Source organism: Bacillus sp. JAS24-2, from assembly GCF_008274905.1.
Lineage (GTDB): Bacteria > Bacillota > Bacilli > Bacillales > Bacillaceae_G > Bacillus_A > Bacillus_A cereus.
This window is the reverse complement of record NZ_CP031069.1, coordinates 316,050-334,425: the sequence shown is the minus strand read 5'-3', so window position 1 is coordinate 334,425 and position 18,376 is coordinate 316,050. Positions and strand designations below refer to the sequence as shown.

Sequence of the window (18,376 nt, the reverse complement as noted above, 5' to 3'; positions counted from 1 at the left end):
TCAATATATCTGAATTAAATATGCAATTTTGCATCGAAATATCTGCGTGATCAATTCCATACAAGCGTCAAGTCTATTACAGTGGGAGCATTGTTGTTACTAGTTGGTGGAGTCATTTTCTTAAAACATAAAAATACATAAAAAGAGAAGTAAGGACGAGTTACGTAAAATTGAATATGATTACACGCAGTGAGAAACAAGAATTAGAAATGTGTATGATGTATTGATGGCTACATGTTATGGGGGGAGGATGCTTGTTATTGGAAAAAGTATTTAGTGAAAACATAAATTGAAGTGTTTGTAAAAAAACCTCCCAAAGGAGGTTTTTTATGAAGATAAACGTTTTGAAGCAGTCATCTTTTTAACTTTCATAATAATTTCACGTTCTAACATTTCATTTTTCTTACCAATTCGGCTTCCAATAAAGAAAACATCGATTAAAGCCCAGAAACCAAGTCCGCCAAGAGTCAGTGTCATGGCAATTGCCATACCAAAGTCACGTGCGTAGTAGCGGTGACCACCAAGTCCGCCTAGAAAAAACCAAATTAGGTAAGCAAGTCCTTTTGATTTTTTCTTTTTCTCAAACTCTGAAGTAACAAGAACCATTTGATCCGTTGTTAAGTCCTTTTTCAATAGTAAGTTATCCATTAAAATTCTCCCTTTAAATGTAATATATAATTATTCCGAATATAAATATATCACAATATTAACTTTAATGTAATAACCAAGAAAAATATTATTGGTAATTCAAAAATTAATGGTTAAATACAATTTAAGGAATATGGTCAATCATTTGTGTGAAATAGCTTGTGTATACCATTTGGGATACTATAATTAATTTTCAATTTCATTTCAAGAACAACGGAAACAAAAGAGAAATCGAAATGAAATCATGAAAGAAACTATATTAAAAGCACTACGATTTAAAAATAGAAAAGGCCTCATCAAATAAAGGTGACATTGGTGGGTCAGTTTCAAGTTGTATAAAATTTAAAACGCATTTGTAGAATCATGGAGAAATAAGAGATTGTTTGTTCGGTTCGCATAGCGAATCTGTTATTTAATTAAAACAAGAGATTTAGAAATATATAACATACATAATTATTATAGATGTCAATGGAATTCAAAAAAGGTGAAACTATTGAATATAGAAATAGTTTTTTGATGTTGCCTAGCTTTTTTAATGTCCTTTACAAAGGAGACAGATCACTTTATAAGAATTCGTTGTTACTATATATAATCATTAAGAGTGTGTTTTGTTGGATCAGTATTTCTCAATAACAACAGCTACACATTCCATTTACATTTATTGTATGTAGAGCGTATGCTAGATTTAGTTGTAATAAATGGAAGGGAGCTGTATTTTTGAACAGAAAAGTTTTTTCTTCAGTTTTATTATCGTCACTTTTGTTTTTAGGAGTAACTGCTTCAGGAGGAGTAGAGGCTTCTATGATTACACAAATAAAGTATAAACAAGGAGGGGCAAAGTACATATATACAAATGCACCAGAAAATGTATACGATAATCCAAATATGGGATCAAACTTTGAAGCTGGTAAGTATGCTTACTACACAAATGAAAGAATATTAGAAGCTAATCAAGAGTATAGTGCTGAATTTTTTAATCGAAATTATACTGGAGGTCAATTGAAATTTGGATATGCTATACACAATGAAGATCGTCAACCGCAAACTATAAGAATTAAAAATAGTGCTGTAAATGCAGCATATCCGGTTAGTTCTGATGGTTCATGGGATATAATGGGCATTACATCTAGTACTATAGTTCAATATGGAAATAGTAACAATGATCAAGTTATTACTATTCCAGCAGATGGGCATGTATTTATATTAGAAAAAGATGTAGAAGATACTTTTGCAGTTAATGGGAAAATTAAGTTTATTCCGAACGCAAAATTAACCCTACGTCAATTTGTTTCAAAGAAAAAACCAGATGGACAGTTCTCTAGCCCATCAGAAATTTTTGATCCTATAAAAACAACACAGGTTAAAAATTATAATAAAACTACTTCAACTGCTAATTATAATTACGATGAAAGGTATGCTGTTATTGATAATGTAACAACAAGTACCTTTTATGTAGGTTCAAAGACAAGTAAAGCCTATCCTCAACCTCGTGTTGGTATTAATGAATACGAAGCACCTATATGGTATCTAGAAAATTCTAACCCGACGCTTGAAGGAAACTATGGAATTGTTTATGATTTTCAATTTAAAAATGCGGCAGGAAAGAAAATTAGAATTAAGCCTGAAATTATATCAGAAAATGATAAGTCAACCGATCCAGAGAAATTCCCGCCACTAGCATTTTTTTCACAAGTAACGTACTGGACTTCAGGAACTTGGAAAAGTACAACCAAATTAACTAAACCTGATCAATATCATTATATAACTATTCCAGCAGATCAACATGTGAAATTTATATTACCGGGTGGTAATAATGGCAATAACCTTTTTGAAATTATAGAATAATGTTTTGGAAGTTAGAATTAAATAAATAGACAGAGTCAAATTATTGATGCCAATTTAAATAAAAATGTAAGAGAATAAAAAAATCGTCAGTTGCTTTTTAAAAGCGCTGACGATTTTTTGTATAGTCTTATAGCTAGACTTAATTATTAAAAGCTAAATAAATTTCTATATAGTGTAAAATTAAAGAAATTAAATAGGAATTTGGGACTATATTTGTTTTAGAGGGATTGAGGTGGATCTAATTTCATTGAATCTATCATAACTTTAATATTTTTCGAATTACCTTTAACAGATAGTTTCACTTTTTCAATTTCCAATGTTTTTGAAAAATCTTCATTTCCTATTGAATCAATTAACTGATCTAATTCGTTAGTCCATGTAATGTTAGTAGCTTGAATCATTGCCTTAATCGTAGGTATATCTGCGTAGCCAGTATACATAATTCCATCAATTACTTTTCCGTTTTCTCCTAACATGACACTTATCCATTTCATATCTTGATCTGATTTATCTACTTCTTTAGGGTAATAAAACCTATATGTATTGGATTTCTTTTCTAGTTCAAGATTAAATGGAAGAATTTCAATACCTTGTTTAGACACAGTACTCTTAATGTTATTATAGTTTTTTAAATATTCTTCTGCTGTCATATGTTTAAGTGCAACTTTTTCTTTTACATCCACTGGTTCTTTTTCGGGGGCTTCTATTTTGTTGAGAGTATCTTTGTGTTCTATATCTGTGCAACCTAAAAGGCTAACAGCTATCAGAAAGGTTCCGAGTATAAGTATTTTCTTTGGCATAAAAATCTCTCCTTAAGTGATATAGGAAAAATGCCGAAAGAGTTGATATCCTTAACAATTTCGACATTTTTCAAGTTTGGATACTTAAATATTTTTATAACGAAAAAGAATCATTTATATAATCTAATTGATTTAAGAAAGAACAGTACAATTAGTCCTGAAATAAATAATAAGACCCCATTTATTAATAAGATTAATGGTGGACCATAAATGTCAGCGAAAAATGAGGAAATTGCTAAAGCAACTGGTGATGCAATACTCGTAAGAGAACCAAGTGTTCCAAAAGTCCTTCCCTGTAACTCAGGATCTACCTCAACTTTAATAATCACATTGACAAGCAATGTACAAAATGAAAAAAGTATTCCTAAGAGGAGAATTAATGGTACTGCATAAAGAACAGATGGAGCAAAAGATAGCCCTACAAAGATTGGAGCTAGTAAAACCATACTAAGGATTATCCACCAACCCCGTCGATGTAACTTATTATCAAAAAAGATAATAATGCCTGCGCCTAACATATAACCTATTGGAATGCTAGATTCAATTATCCCAAATTCAATCGGATTTGCCTTCCACACTTTTACAGACATTACTTGAATAAGCATTAATGAAGCAGTGAAAAATGTGATTAAAGTAGGTGAGAGTATAATAACAGATTTAGCAAAAGGGTTCTGCCATATATACTTGAAGCCTGCAACAAGATCCTCCTGAAATGAATTTTTTATCCCTGTTTTCTTTGTAGAATTAGGAAACTTTCCACTTAATAACACTAAAATAGCGGATAACATAAAAGTAACTGCGTCAACTGAGATAGCGATGCTACCACCAAATGCTGCAACTACAACTCCTCCTATTGCTAGCCCCGAAATACGAGATACATTATCTGCTACATTTAATACTCCAGTAGCTTGTTGAACTTTGTCTTTTCCTACAATATCAACTAAGGAAGCATGGAATGCAGGAGACTGAAATAATCCTGCACAAGAAGTAAGAGCGGTTAAGATAATAATAAGAATAAAGGGGGTACCGGGTATTGCAATACAAAATGCGATGCTTAGTATTAAAAGACTTCTTATTATATCTGTTATCCACATCAGTTTTCTGCGATCTACCCTATCTGCAACAGTACCTGCAATGGAAGAAAACAACATGCTCATGACCATATGAGTTATGGCAATTGTAGACATTAATTTGGCACTTCCTGTTGCTTGTAGTACCCAAAGGTTTAAAGCAATACTGTGAAATGAATTTCCGAACATTGATAAGGTATAACCTGTAAATACAAAAGTAAATGTACGATTTTTCCATAATGTCTTTTTCGAAGAAACAGCAAGAGCGGAATCTAATTCGACCTGTTGTTGCATAGTATTGTCACCTCACAAATTTAAGTATCTAATTTATAAAAATTTGTTTGCAAACTAATAGTGGTGAACTGTAGTAATCAAGTTAATTAGATGATTAATGAAATGGAATCTAATTGTAAAAGAGCTATATTAATATAAAATATTGTTATTTTGAGGTAAAAAAGGTAGGTATGAAATGGATGTAAGTACATAAATGTTTGAAAAATAAAACGCAATATAAATTGCCCATAGAAATCTTAGAAAGTAAGTGGATTTAAATTGTTATGAAATTAAATTACTAAAAAATATCTACCAATGGCATTATCAAATTTGTAGAAGTAAATCTTAAATTTATAGAGAAAATTTTAATTAGCATTTAAGAAGGAACATTTTAACTGTACAATATTGTTTTAATTTTTATATAAGATTTTTACAAATAAAATATTTCTCCAGATTATTTTGAAATTTCTTTACAGCTTTTCCCTAGATTTTTAATATTTGTAAGATCGGAAGCTATATTTATATTTTATAGTTTATTTTGGAATATAAGATTGGTATTAGTAGTATAAATAGTATTTTATTAATAATCTAGTATTTATTTTTTAATACTCCTCTCCGCATAAAGTTTTACCAAATATTTTCAGGTGAATATTACCAAATAAAAAATGTTTTGTCTATGTATTTTATTGGGGCTATATTTTGTAAGCATAATTCTATGTAAGAATTTTCTATATTTATCCTCCCTATATAATGACATTTTTTCCCTTACTTCGACATAAATCAAATGGTACAGTTTATAGGACAAATATAGAACCTACTTGTAGACATTATTTTGTATGAAAAATGGAATCGAAACATGAGTTACTAGTTAGGAGGCGAAATATATTGTAACTATTTTTCAAATGGTACTTAAGGGTAGAGTGCTAAACGTTTGAAAATAGCTGGTAAATGCTTCTATGGGATGGAGGATGTCATTTGAAAGAAAAAGATAAACTTAAGGTGAATGGGAACAACGTTAATTTTTCTAAAGATATAATCTATCAAATTGTAACGGACAGATTCCATAATGGATGCCCATCATATAATCCCAAAGGGGGATTATATGATGAATCTAGGAAAAATAAAAAGAAATACTTTGGTGGAGATTGGATAGGGATTATTGAAAAATTAAATACAAATTATTTTACTGAACTAGGTGTGACGTCATTATGGATATCTCAACCGGTAGAAAATATCTTTACTCCAATAAATGATTTGGTAGGAAGTACTTCATATCATGGATATTGGGCTCGTGATTTTAAAAGAACAAATCCTTTTTTTGGGACATTTGAAGACTTTCAAACCTTAATAACAACCGCTCATGCAAAAGATATAAAAATCATTATGGATTTTGCACCTAATCACACTTCGCCTGCATTACATAATGATGCGACCTATGCTGAAAATGGTAGATTATATGATAATGGATTGTTACTTGGTGGATACGATAATGATTACAATCATTATTTTCATCATAATGGTGGGACGGATTTTGAAGAATATGAAGACGGAGTTTATCGTAATTTATTCGATCTTGCAGATCTAAATCACCAAAATATAGCTATTGATTTGTATTTTAAAGAAGCTATTAAACTATGGCTAGACCAAGGGATAGATGGTATACGAGTTGACGCAGTAAAACACATGTCATATGGCTGGCAAAAAAGTTGGCTAAATTCAATTTATAATTATAGACCAGTATTTATTTTTGGTGAATGGTATATCAATCCGAATGAGTATGACCATAGAAATATTCATTTTGCAAATAATAGTGGTATGAGTTTATTAGATTTTAGTTTTGCTCATAAAGTACGTGAAGTTTTTCGAGATGGAATGGATTCCATGCGTGGGTTACACAAAATGATTGAAGAAACTTATCAAATTTATAATGATGTAAATAATCTTGTTACTTTTATTGATAATCATGATATGGACCGTTTTCACATTAATGGACAAAGTAAACGTAGAATAGAACAATCATTAGCATTCTTGTTAACTTCAAGGGGAATACCTTCTGTATACTATGGTACAGAGCAGTATATGGTTGGAAATGGAGATCCGAACAATCGTGGTCAAATGGAATCTTTTGATGTGAATACAGATAACTTTAAGATAATACAATCTTTATCTTCGCTTCGTAGTTTAAATTATGCACTTCCATATGGAAATACCAAAGAAAGATATATAACTGATGATATTTATGTATATGAAAGGTACTTTGGAAGTGATGTGGTATTAATAGCGTTGAATCGAAATTTAACAGAAGGATATGAAATAAAAGATGTTAAAACAATTCTTCCTTCTAGAAAGTATAAGGACATATTAGATGGCCTTTTAGATGGTGAAGCAATTAGAGTTGAAAATAATAATATAGAGTCATTATGGCTTGGACCTGGGTCAGTACATGTTTGGCACCATAAAGGAGTAAATAGTATACCTTTAATAGGAACTGTGGGACATAAAATGACAACAGTTGGTCAAATAATTTGTATTGAAGGATGTGGTTTTACTTCTAAAAAAGGATCAGTATTATTTGAGAAAAAAGAGGCGGAAGTTATTTCATGGTCACACACTAGTATAAAAGTAAAAGTTCCAGCAGTGAACGATGGTAAATATGAAATTACTGTTGTAACAGATACAGGAACTAGGAGTAATATCTATAAACATGTAGAGGTCTTCAATACAAAGCAAGTTTGTATTCGATTTGTTATTGAAAATGGATGTGAAATACCAGAGAGTGAAGTTTTTATAATGGGGAACACATATTCATTAGGAAATATGAATCCTGGCAAGGCAGTAGGGCCATTTTTTAATCAAATAATGTATCAATTTCCTACGGGTTATTTTGATATAAGTGTTCCGGCTGATACCTTGCTTGAATTTAAATTTATTAGAAAGATCAATAACACACTATTGATTGAAGGCGGAGAGAATCATAAGTATCAAACCCCGAGTTTTGGAACTGGAGAAGTGGTTGTAAAGTGGCAAACTGCAGAAAAAACTATCTTGGTGGAGTCTTAACTATATGGGTCTACTTTTTTTACAATTGTATTTAAAATCGGGGGATTTCATCCTGGTAGCTAAAACAAAAGCTTATACTGAAAAATTCTCTTAAAAGTTAATAAAGGGTACGATTTTAAAGAAAAAACTAGAAAAGAACTGTATTAATGAAAGTGAAAAATAGAAAATTGGAGGTTACCATGGAACGAGCTTCTAAAGTGATTACGATTGAAAATTTTCATTCTGAAATACTTGAGAATAGTAGGAAACTATTTATATATTTACCGCCAGGTTATGAAAGCAATTCGTACCAAAAATATCCTGTATTATATATGCATGCTGGGCAGCGTTTGTTTGAGCCAGTAATAAAAAATGATGAATCATGGAATGTCCATAAGACGACTGATATGCTAATTTATGAAGGTAAAATTCAGGAGATAATAATAGTAGGTATAGCACATAAAAGAATCATAGAAAATAATGAGTTTTGTCATTTCATTTCACCAGATAAACATATAGAATGCTCAGGGTTATTATATGAAAAATTTATAATCAATGAGGTGAAACCTTACATTGATGAAAATTTTAGAACATTGACTAATGCTGAAAATACAGCTCTAATAGGGTCATCAGCAGGTGGTTTATCAACTTATAATATTGGTTTCCGCAATCCTGAAGTGTTTGGGAAAATTGGGATGTTATCTCCATTCTTTGTGAAAGTTGAAGATGATCATTCGGAATTAAAATTATATGAAATGTATGAAGGAAAAAAAGACTTGAAAATATGGATGGATATAGGTAGTGCGGAAGGTTTTTTCTTGGTAAAACATGTGAGAGATATTGCAGAAACTTTATTGGAAAATGGTTACAAATATAGAGATGATTTAATTTTTTATCAGGATCCAAATGGTGCACATTTTGAGAAAGACTGGGGAGAACGTATGCATCTACCATTAATATATTTCTTTGGAGATGTTGGCAATATAGTTAATGTTACATTAGATGGTCGAGATGTAGTTGGATTAACTGGAATGAAAGTGAAAATTAATCCAATTGTTACGTACGATAGTGGTTTTGAAATGAGTGTTTTAGATGGTGTATTTGTAGTTGATAACCCAGACGTGCTAGAGGTTTTGGGGGATGGAACAATTATACCTAAGAAAATAGGAGAAGCCGAAGTTATCTTTGTGACTCAAGGTGTAAAAGGAATACCTAAAAAATATAAGGTAATAGAAACATTATCAGAATTTGTAGATGTTTCTGTAACAGTCGAAGTACCTGAAAATACACCAGTTGGTGAACGAATTTATATGAGTGTAGGCATGATACTAGATAGAATAGAAAAAAATCGTTTTGCAGGGAATTTTAAAGTGCCAAGGGACCTTGCATGCAGGTTTAAGTTTTCAAGAGGCTTTAGGCTCTTTGAAGTGGATAAATTAGGACAACCTATTCCAAATAGAAAATTTAAAGCTACTAAGGACTTACAGTTGAATTATACTGTTGAGAACTGGATAGGGCTGTAAAAAAATAAATATGGGGTGAGTGCTGTAGTGAAAATGAAAGAATTAATTCCAACTTTCGATGTCCCTTATTATTATTCATGCTATATACCAATTCTTCACGATAAATTAAAAAGTATGGGTAGCGTTAGTTACATGAGTTTAATAGCGAATGAAGAGTTATATAGTATACCATCATATCGTATGGATACTATCACATCGATACCTTCTGTAGCAAGATATACACAGTTGTTAGAATATAATCAAACATTTCGTATGGAGAAACATGTATATTCTAATTTCGAAAAGGGGCTTCAATATATAAAAGAATGTTTAAATCGTCAAGAAGTATTTATTGCCTTAGGAAGCACCTTTTTTCTACCATATAGTAATGATTATTTGAACCCCAAATTTATAAAAAGTCATATAGATGTCCATACGGATAAATATGTTACAGACCATTACCTCGCAATTAACAAACTTACAGAAGATAGAGTATTTGTTCAAGATCCAGTTCCTAATAAATTTATGGGTGAGATATCAATGGAGGAGTTCCATTCTTTTTGGAAAGGAGGAAAAGCTATACCTGAATTGGCTCAAGCAAAAGGTATAGAAAGGATTTCATCTTACTCATCAATTGATGTAATTATACAAGAAAAAATAAGCATGGAAAATCTTAGAGATATTTTTTTAAGAACACTAAAAAAAATATCAAGTGAGTATGTTCGAGGTTTAGTTATGCAAAAAAACAATAAGATATATTATTTTGGTAAGATTGCAGCCCTTGAACTTAAAGAAAATATAAATGAAGATTTTCATAAACAAAGAAATATGTTTCCTTTGTATTTGAAATGTTTATTTGATATGAGATGGAGTAGATATTTTTTATATGACTTACTTATAGACATGAATGAGTTATTTGAAGATAAATTTATTCATGTTACTAGTGAGTTAATGGATATAAAACAATCATGGGAAAGACTGTATAAAATTGCACATATTAAATTATTAAAAAAAGATAGTAACTTAAGTGATCTCGAATCTTTTAATTTGATAATGATGGATATTATTAATAGAGAGTGTGTCTTACATGAGAATATTTTATTTCTTCTGCAACATAATTATAGTCTTCAGTCTTAATAGGGAAAAGATAATTCAGAGAAAGTAGAGTAAGGCTACTACGTATACTTACAAACTTTATCAGTAGAAGAATAAGTGTATTTATTGTTCATGTTATATACTACTACAATTGCCGGAAGGAAATCTTCATAGTAAAAAGATGATTTATAAAAAGGAGTGTATTTACTTGGAAGATACAAATAAAGAAAAGATTATTCAAATCGTATTGTGCTGTGTTGAAGAAGTGAATGAAAATCTTGAAAATAAAATTGATCTTGAAAAAGGCTTGAAAGCACATCTTTATGATTGGGAGGGGTATTTAGATTCGTTAGGGTTGGTATCTCTACTGGTAAGTATTGAACAAGGCTTAGAAGATGAATTGGGTTTATCAGTTGATTTGGTGAATTTAGACACAATGTCACAACATAATAGCCCATTTAAAACAATAGAAGCATTAGTTGCGTATATTTTAGAATGCCAGGAACAATTAAAATCACTAACATAACAAAATATTAAAGGAGGTTAGGTATGCATATTGATTTTTTATTTGAAAGATTTGAAATGAATAAAGAATGCGAAGCTATTGTTTGGGAGGATAAAACTTACACATATGAGTGGTTTCTAAATCAAATAAAGATTTATACAAGGGAGTTAAATGAACATAAGAAGATAGATTATACAATAGTTTCTTTGGAAGCGGATTATTCTCCATACTCTATAGCTATGTTTTTAGCACTTATTGAATTAGGATGTACTGTAGTACCAATCTTAAATTCATTGGTTGACAGTAAGAAGAAAGAATACTATGAAATAGTTGAATTAGAAAATGTAATTAAAGTTGAAAGCGGAAGCTTTGAAATAATCAATATACAAAGGGATTACATTCAAAATGAATTATTAATACAGCTGAAAAAATTAAAACATCCAGGATTAGTATTGTTTTCATCTGGTACAACTGGACGTAGTAAAGCAATTGTCCATGATTTTACATTACTTCAAAAGAAGTACAGTGTCGCAAGGAGTGCAAAACGTGTTATACCATTTATGTTATTTGATCATATTGGAGGGGTTAATACTCTCTTCCAAATTATTTCCAGTTTAGGATGTTTGGTAATAATTGATGATCGTACCCCTAATCGAGTATGTAACATGATTGAGAAACATCAGGTACAAGCTTTACCTGCATCACCAACTTTTATAAATTTACTTATACTGAGCGAGGTTTATAAAAAGTATAATTTAAATAGTTTACAGACTATTTCTTATGGATCAGAAGTTATGCCTGAGGCTACACTAAGTAAAATAAACGAAATATTCCCTCATGTTAAAATTACACAAATGTATGGGTTATCAGAATATGGGGTTTTATATTCGAAATCTAAATCGAATGACTCTTTGTGGATCAAACTAAGTGATGAGAATATTGAGTCAAGAATTGTGGATGGCATGTTGCAGATCAAATCAATGTCTACAATGATTGGTTATATTAATGCTCCAAGTCCATTTACCAAGGATGGCTGGCTTATGACAGGAGATATGGTGGAAGTAGATGGAGATTATATTAAAATTTTAGGAAGAAAATCAGAGATTATAAATATTGGCGGAGAAAAAGTATTTCCAGCTGAAGTTGAAAATGTAATACAGCTAATGGATGGAGTAGAAGAGGTTGCTGTTGTTGGTGAAAAAAATACAATCACAGGCCAAATGGTTAAGGCTGTGGTTAAATTAAATACAAATGAAAGTGTAAGTGAATTTAGAAAGCGACTAAGAGAGTTCTGTAAAGATAAACTACCATTATATAAGATTCCACAGAAAGTGGTATTAACAACTGAGAAAATGCATACAGAGCGTTTTAAAAAAGATAAGAAGGTATTTATGTAACCAAAAGTTGAAGTCCTTTTTATACAATAATTTGAAAGTAAATTAGAAATCCCTTATATTTTGAAAAAACTTTTTCAAAATATAAGGGATTCTTTTTATTTTTTTCGGATCTAAATTGAGTAATTCATATAAATAAGCTTCTTGGCAAAATAAAAATTTATGTGTTGAGGAGAAACTTTATGTTTATAGAGTTTGTTGTTGTTTATTATTACGATTCGATAGGAATTGATCTAATGAAATAGATTGGCTGTTATTTATTACAAAAAATAAAGAAACAGCCAATAATAATAAATCAAATTCATACCCTCCTATAAATCCTTGATCAAATTTCACAGTAATAATGGCTCCGGCTATAAGTAAAGAAAATAAGGTTGAAATAATTCGTGTACCAAGCCCCAGAATAACTAAAATACCACCCACTAGTTCAAGAATTGCTACTGGATATGCAAGCCAATCGAATATTCCTAGGCTGTTGAAGAAATTTTCCGTATTATGAATGCCATCTTGAAATTTTCCGAGTCCATGAGCAAAAAAAGTTAACCCTAATACTAATCTAATAATGAAAAAACTTAACTCATTTTTGTTTGACAATTGATTTTCCTCCATTCAATGATTTTGAAGTATTATTAGCCATAGATTTTTCCCTTTCCTTATTCTAATGATCTATATATGATATAGAATGAAAAAACAGTATATTTTTTTGTTTTTTTAACTTTACTACTTGATCACTTTTTGTTTATTGGAATAAGGTTCTATCCCTTTAATTTGTATTTCAATATCCTGAAGTACTGTATTGTTAATGGATCCTTCAATTATTCCAAATGTTTTATTTAGGATGTGGCCAGCACTTTTAAACCCAACATAATGTCCACGAACCATACGTGGAAAACATGCACCAAACATGCCTTGTACCGTTATAATTGATTGGAAATGGAGAACCTCAGTAATTAATGTTCCAATCATTTCTATTTTCATTTTACTATTTGGAGGTACTTTAATAGACTGTTCAATTGAAGGAGAGGTATGAATTGCTTTTGAATTGCTTTCTCCTACAAAAGTTGAAATATTAAATTCATTACCCGATTGAAATTTACCTACGATAATAAGATCTGATTTTAAAGTTAAACCTGTAATAGATTTCGAAGTCCAAGATTGTATATTGGCCCATTGTTCTTTTATTGTGACTACAATCTCTTTTTCTTCATTATTAGGATTATATACAAATTGTTCGTTTAGGGTTATTTCATTTATTGAGGGTTTTTCAAGATCTCGAAATATAAACGGTCCCAGCATTTTATAACAAGCGTGATCATAACGTTCAGTAATAGCAGGCTTATTATGAATTGGAAACGTCTCATTATTTACTGCGATTTCATCAGGAAGTATTCCATAAAGATCTTTAAACGCATCCATTATGGAATCTGTAGTTGAATCTAATGAATCTAGATCTGAAAAAGATAATTTTTCTTGTATAATCATACTAATGCTCCTTACCTATTTGTGTATTTTATTTGTTTGATCGTGGTCAAAAGACAATTAAAATATGAAGAAGAGGTAAACTAATAGTTTGACAGATAGAATAATTAATAACTTTTGAGAATAAATTCCATTTTCTGTTGTGGGATTCCTATCAATTAATACTAGTTAGAAATTTATAAAGATTTAATTGAATTTTAGGAAAATAAAGGTTGTTATTGAAAATCTAACTAAGAATAGATGTTATCTAGTCTTTTTAATGGACAGTGAAGGAGTATTAATATGTTTGAATTATGATGAAATGACATAAAAAAGAACAATTAATTTGCTTACTTTTTTATTTTTATAATTTTCTTTCTATAAGACTGTCTTCTTCTGCTTACAGTTACTGAACCATCTTCTAGTGTAATGTTAAAGACTTTTGTGATGGCTGTTTGTGTTATAAAGATAATTAATTCTATATATGAGATGTTGAAGAGTGGTTGTTATTATGCGGTAATGAAGATGAATAGATTTAATAATGGGTTTAATCAATATATCTAATTTCGCATTTTATATAGATGATCGATATTCTAGGGAAGGAGAAGTCAGTTTGTTAGAGAGAGGAAGGAAAAGAATACTTGTAATCATTTTGCTGGGATTAGTCCTTACTGTAAATCTAATGGCTAAACAGTTAGGTTATTACGGCGTTGCAGGTGTAAGTATTCTTTTTGGTATCGATGTTTCTTTAGCCTGGATTGTTGAAACAATCATAGATAATAAAAAAGAAATTAAAAATAATGAGAAAAAGTATCCATAACGGGTGCTTTTCCCCTTATTATATAGAATTCGTATATTAAACGGATTTAATGTTTTAGCTAGGTATAAAGAAAATCAATAAATTATAAATGATATGGAAGGATCTTTTCTAGCTTGTTAGTTGCTTGGATTTTTATAATATAAAGGATGCGCTGTCTCATGTAAAGGCACTTTGTATTATAAAGAACTAATATATCAGATACTTATTGTTTTGATTCAGACAAGCTATCATATAGTTGAAATAATTAGATTAAAGTAATGAATCTACATTTGCTAAAACACTTTAAGGGGAAATAAGAATGGAAAATGAAAGATTAAAAGGAGACTTTAATAAAAAAATACTGTTGCTAAAAGGAATAAGAAATGAAGAAAAATGTATCGAGGATGCCAAGAATGAGACGCTGTACTTTACAAATGCAGAAGTTTTTAGAAAAATGGGTCGAGAAAGTAAAGATGATTTATTTGGAGATGCACTAGAAGGATATTACGTTCGTCCTTACAAAGAAAAGAATAATTTTCTAAATATAAAAAAGGGACAAAAAGATGCTTTTGACAAGCAATACCTCGCAAAAATATATACTGAGATGAAAGAGGTCTATATAAGTAGTTTCTTCTATATTACAATTGAAGAGTTTGAAAATAATAAAATACCAGAAAGTATTATCAATGTCTTCCGAAATGAATTCTCGGATAGGAAAATAGCAGTTTTTTATGGAGTGCAAAATCTCTTAGATGGATTAGAACGTGAACAAGGTACAAACGGCAATTCTTGGGCAAATTACGTTCATTATCAAGGGATTGATGAAAAGCCGATCTTTGAAGAGGAAGAATACGATAAAGATCCAAGACTAGGATACTTGTTAAAAAGGAAGGGTTTGTATGAAAATCAAAGGGAGTTCAGAATTTGCTTTCACAAAAATTGCTTCACCGATAAATTTATAGAGGCAAATAAAAACGGGTTTAATCTTTCCTATGGCCGTATTGGAGAGGAAAAGATCCCTAGTATAACTATACTAGATGATATTAATGACTTGAAATATTTATCTATTGGAGAAAAGAAATAGCATTCGTATCAAAAAAATGTAATAAAAGAATATATAATTCCAAATGGTAAAAGGCTATTCGTGTATGAATACGTACATCAATAGCCTTTTTTCATTATAGGGGTAATTCTTTATGAAAGTTAGGCATGGCAAAACTCCTTGGATATATAGAATATTTTAATATGTTGTTGGTCTATTTAAAAAGAAAAACATAACTTGGTACATTGGATTAGAGGATATATACATAAATAGGTAGAATCTAATTATTTGGTTCACATTTTAATCCAAGGGGTACAAATTCGATGCGAAATGAAAAGGATTTGTTGAAACAATGGAAGGCGGATTTGCAAGCTATTCAAGAAGAGAAAAGGCTGAAGAAGAAGGCTAAGAAAAAGAATAAGAAATATAGCATTCCGGGTAATACGGCTGACTTCATGGATGGCAAGAATACTTATCGTAAAGATAATGGGGTATGGAAGCAAAGAAATAAATAATGTGAGGATAAATGATTTTGATTAAATGTATAGGAAATATAGTAGGCGCTGCCTTAATTTTGGCGGCGTCTTATTTGTTGTTAAGGAAAGATAACAAAACAAATAAATACAATGAACGAAAAAATACCTGAGACTATTGCCACAGGTAGGCTTGTACAGTTAGTAAAAACAATTCTATTTTCATGGTTCCAATCTTTAAACCCTATTTATATTATTTTACTAGCACCAGTATTTGCTTGGCTTTGGGTAAAGCTGAATTCACGCCAACCAAGTACAGCAAATAAATTTGCTATCGGTTTATTATTTGCTGGTTTATCATTCTTAGTGATAATAATAGGTTAGTTTTGAAAGATGGAACTCCCGCATTCGAAAATGATATACATAAGTTTTCCAAATGGGCAGCTTATTTTTTGTTTTGGGGTTACTTCAATATCTAAGCTAAATGCCTATGGAGCAAAACTAAAAAAAGACGCCAAATGGCGCCCCCAACTTGGGTTAATGAGGTTTTAGTTTTCCAATCTAAAGAAATACTGTATCAGCTCACAAAGAGAGTATATCATAACATCCAAGAAAAATAATATGCATTCTTACATATCGAAATAAATTTTGTATTCTTGCACTGACGGACCAGGAATAGCAAGATATGAAGCAAATAAACGCTGTAAAAATATCAATTCATAGAAGCGATTAATTTCTGATATGACATGTTTTAATATCACAAAAGCCATCACGAAATGATGATTGCATGATGGCTTTTGTTGTTTTCTTATTTCTTTGTCTCATGGACCCATGTAACGATGTCCTGGATGACATACGCAGGAACATTGGAAGGGACTTCGTATTCACTAGGGTGACTGAATTCCCCGTCGCCCTCCGTGAAGAGGTGATTCAATTTCGGGTATTCTTTGAACTGAACATTATTGCGGCTTGAAAGTCCTTCTTGCCATCTCGTAAACTCTTCTTTTACAGTTACTTGATAATCACGTGCGCCTTGCAGAATCAGTAATGGCTCTTTTCGTGATTTCGCTTCCTCAACTGGACGCCAACGAGTCACATCATACATGAAATGTGGAGAAGGATAATTATAACCAGCTGGTGGGTGATCTGGATCAAAAGTAGGATCCTTAATATAAGCGAATTGTTTTTTTAGTTCATCAATAAATTCCTTAGGTGCCCCGAGGTACTGATACTGATCAAGGAGCATGTCAGTAAAAGGACGTGCAGGGGGTGCCATTAAAATACTTCCTCTTACAAGTGATGAAGGTGCTTTGCTTAGTATACGCGGCATGGTGCCAGCTCCTTGGCTATGCCCGAGAATGAAGATATTATCTGGGTCAATGCCTTCCTGCTGCGCTGCTGATTTTGCTGCATATATGGCATCATCTGTAGTATCGTGATCTAATGTAGCAGGTTCTGCACTTATTTTAAAACCGTGTTCTAAGGAACGTTTCTCGTAACGTAGCACTGCGATACCGCTTGATGAAAGACCAGCTGCAAGGTCTCTAAAGATTTTAGCTCCCATAAATGTACTGTCACGATCTTGTGGACCAGAACCGTGAACAAGAACAACAGCAGGTACTTTTTCGCCAGGTTTATGTTTTGGAACCGTTAATGTGGCTGGTAACGGGTATGTAGTATTTCCAATTACGATTTCACGTTCTTGGTAGGAATCAGGTTGGTCATAACTAGGATGTGGGATGGTATAAGATTTCTGTGGCGTCGTCCTTACGCCAACTTCATCAATTTTGCCGCCAGGCGTGAGTTTAAGGAGTAGTGAAATAGTAGTTCCTTCGATAGCTCCTGGAATTTCAACCGTTTGATGGACTAAGTTTCGTTCTTTAATAACAGGTGTCCCCATGCTTGTAATCATACTCCCGCCACTTTGTGTCCACCAGCTTTGTAATATGTTTGCCGTAAACTTGGATTGAAAAGCAGCAGATGTTAACTGAAGTGCCTCTGCATATTTACCTTGCTGGAGATATTTAAAAAATAAAGTCGTACGCTCTGTTAAAGAGATTGGTTTCTTTTCTGCAGTTTGTGCCTCTTGTGTATTCGCATGAATCGTTGTTGTAAACGGAAAAGAAGAAACACCTAAAGAAAAGAGTAAGGTAAAAGAAAGTGCTGATTTTTGTAACTTCTTTTTTTTCATCCTGTTTAACCTCCAAATGTATAATGGTATGAAATGAGAATGGTAATTAGTGGAATGTTTTCCCTATTGGGGTTTCGTTACATGTATGGGGGAATCCTGCATATATATCATAAAAAGTCCGTTTGAAAGAATAGAGGAGTTAAGCAATGGATTTATACATAAATCTTTGTTCAATCATAGAAATTAATAGTTTTTCAAACACTGATTCCAATCTCGTTATGATGTAAGGGAAGAAAAACAAG

At 31.3% G+C, this 18,376-nt stretch carries 15 protein-coding genes and 2 pseudogenes; 11 read left to right on the top strand and 6 right to left on the bottom strand.

The annotated features are described in order from the left end of the window. Window positions 1-327: 327 nt before the first annotated feature. The gene (locus tag DN407_RS28620; RefSeq protein ID WP_000369371.1) at window positions 328-648 is read right to left on the bottom strand and encodes a TM2 domain-containing protein; all 321 of its coding nucleotides are present in this window, start codon (window positions 646-648) and stop codon (window positions 328-330) included. A 112-nt stretch (window positions 649-760) separates the two neighbouring features. On the opposite strand from DN407_RS28620, the pseudogene DN407_RS32390 reads away from it, so the two are divergent. Both DN407_RS32390 and DN407_RS28615 read left to right on the top strand, forming a co-directional pair. Beyond that, window positions 761-1,020, top strand: a pseudogene (locus tag DN407_RS32390) (IS3 family transposase); the annotation flags it as partial. Window positions 1,021-1,365: 345 nt separating this feature from the next. After that, window positions 1,366-2,493 (top strand): copper amine oxidase, encoded by a 1,128-nt coding sequence (locus DN407_RS28615; RefSeq protein ID WP_149216952.1) that lies wholly within the window; start codon window positions 1,366-1,368, stop codon window positions 2,491-2,493. 218 nt (window positions 2,494-2,711) lie between these two features. On the opposite strand, the gene DN407_RS28610 is transcribed toward DN407_RS28615, so the two are convergent. Together DN407_RS28610 and DN407_RS28605 are read right to left on the bottom strand one after the other, a co-directional pair. Beyond that, window positions 2,712-3,293 carry a hypothetical protein gene (locus DN407_RS28610; RefSeq protein ID WP_149216951.1) on the bottom strand — a complete coding sequence of 194 codons (582 nt, stop codon included), beginning with the start codon at window positions 3,291-3,293 and terminating at the stop codon, window positions 2,712-2,714. A gap of 110 nt (window positions 3,294-3,403) precedes the next feature. Then, window positions 3,404-4,657: an MFS transporter gene (locus DN407_RS28605; RefSeq protein WP_149216950.1), complete on the bottom strand. Its 1,254-nt coding sequence runs from the start codon at window positions 4,655-4,657 to the stop codon at window positions 3,404-3,406. Between the two features lie 954 nt (window positions 4,658-5,611). On the opposite strand from DN407_RS28605, the gene DN407_RS28600 reads away from it, so the two are divergent. From DN407_RS28600 to DN407_RS28580, 5 genes are all read left to right on the top strand, one after another. Next, entirely contained in the window at window positions 5,612-7,696 is a 2,085-nt protein-coding gene (locus DN407_RS28600; protein ID WP_149216949.1) for an alpha-amylase family glycosyl hydrolase, read from the top strand. A gap of 179 nt (window positions 7,697-7,875) precedes the next feature. Continuing rightward, a complete protein-coding gene (locus DN407_RS28595; protein WP_149216948.1) occupies window positions 7,876-9,198 on the top strand; it encodes an alpha/beta hydrolase in 1,323 nt (440 codons plus the stop codon). Between the two features lie 27 nt (window positions 9,199-9,225). Beyond that, window positions 9,226-10,314, top strand: a complete 1,089-nt coding sequence (locus DN407_RS28590) for a cysteine peptidase family C39 domain-containing protein (RefSeq protein WP_149216947.1) — start codon at window positions 9,226-9,228, stop codon at window positions 10,312-10,314. Window positions 10,315-10,480: 166 nt separating this feature from the next. Continuing rightward, window positions 10,481-10,798 (top strand): hypothetical protein, encoded by a 318-nt coding sequence (locus DN407_RS28585; RefSeq protein WP_000390267.1) that lies wholly within the window; start codon window positions 10,481-10,483, stop codon window positions 10,796-10,798. A 23-nt stretch (window positions 10,799-10,821) separates the two neighbouring features. Continuing rightward, window positions 10,822-12,174, top strand: coding sequence for an ANL family adenylate-forming protein (locus DN407_RS28580; RefSeq protein WP_149216946.1), 1,353 nt, complete (start codon window positions 10,822-10,824; stop codon window positions 12,172-12,174). A 183-nt stretch (window positions 12,175-12,357) separates the two neighbouring features. Here DN407_RS28580 and DN407_RS28575 read toward each other — a convergent pair whose 3' ends face one another. Both DN407_RS28575 and DN407_RS28570 read right to left on the bottom strand, forming a co-directional pair. Next, window positions 12,358-12,765 carry a DoxX family protein gene (locus DN407_RS28575; protein ID WP_176328023.1) on the bottom strand — a complete coding sequence of 136 codons (408 nt, stop codon included), beginning with the start codon at window positions 12,763-12,765 and terminating at the stop codon, window positions 12,358-12,360. A 126-nt stretch (window positions 12,766-12,891) separates the two neighbouring features. Next, window positions 12,892-13,653 (bottom strand): hydralysin-2, encoded by a 762-nt coding sequence (locus DN407_RS28570; RefSeq protein WP_086389158.1) that lies wholly within the window; start codon window positions 13,651-13,653, stop codon window positions 12,892-12,894. 589 nt (window positions 13,654-14,242) lie between these two features. On the opposite strand from DN407_RS28570, the gene DN407_RS28565 reads away from it, so the two are divergent. The 4 genes and pseudogenes from DN407_RS28565 to DN407_RS28550 form a co-directional block, all read left to right on the top strand. Then, the gene (locus DN407_RS28565) at window positions 14,243-14,449 is read left to right on the top strand and encodes a hypothetical protein (protein ID WP_242292143.1); all 207 of its coding nucleotides are present in this window, start codon (window positions 14,243-14,245) and stop codon (window positions 14,447-14,449) included. Between the two features lie 298 nt (window positions 14,450-14,747). Further along, on the top strand, window positions 14,748-15,512 hold the full coding sequence (locus DN407_RS28560; RefSeq protein WP_149216945.1) for a hypothetical protein: 765 nt from the start codon (window positions 14,748-14,750) through the stop codon (window positions 15,510-15,512). 281 nt (window positions 15,513-15,793) lie between these two features. After that, the gene (locus DN407_RS28555; RefSeq protein ID WP_086389156.1) at window positions 15,794-15,985 is read left to right on the top strand and encodes a hypothetical protein; all 192 of its coding nucleotides are present in this window, start codon (window positions 15,794-15,796) and stop codon (window positions 15,983-15,985) included. Window positions 15,986-16,165: 180 nt separating this feature from the next. Beyond that, window positions 16,166-16,321 (top strand): annotated as a pseudogene (locus tag DN407_RS28550) (POT-type proton-dependent oligopeptide transporter); the annotation flags it as partial. A 430-nt stretch (window positions 16,322-16,751) separates the two neighbouring features. Here DN407_RS28550 and DN407_RS28545 read toward each other — a convergent pair. After that, on the bottom strand, window positions 16,752-18,134 hold the full coding sequence (locus DN407_RS28545) for an alpha/beta hydrolase family protein (RefSeq protein WP_149216944.1): 1,383 nt from the start codon (window positions 18,132-18,134) through the stop codon (window positions 16,752-16,754). Window positions 18,135-18,376: the final 242 nt, after the last annotated feature.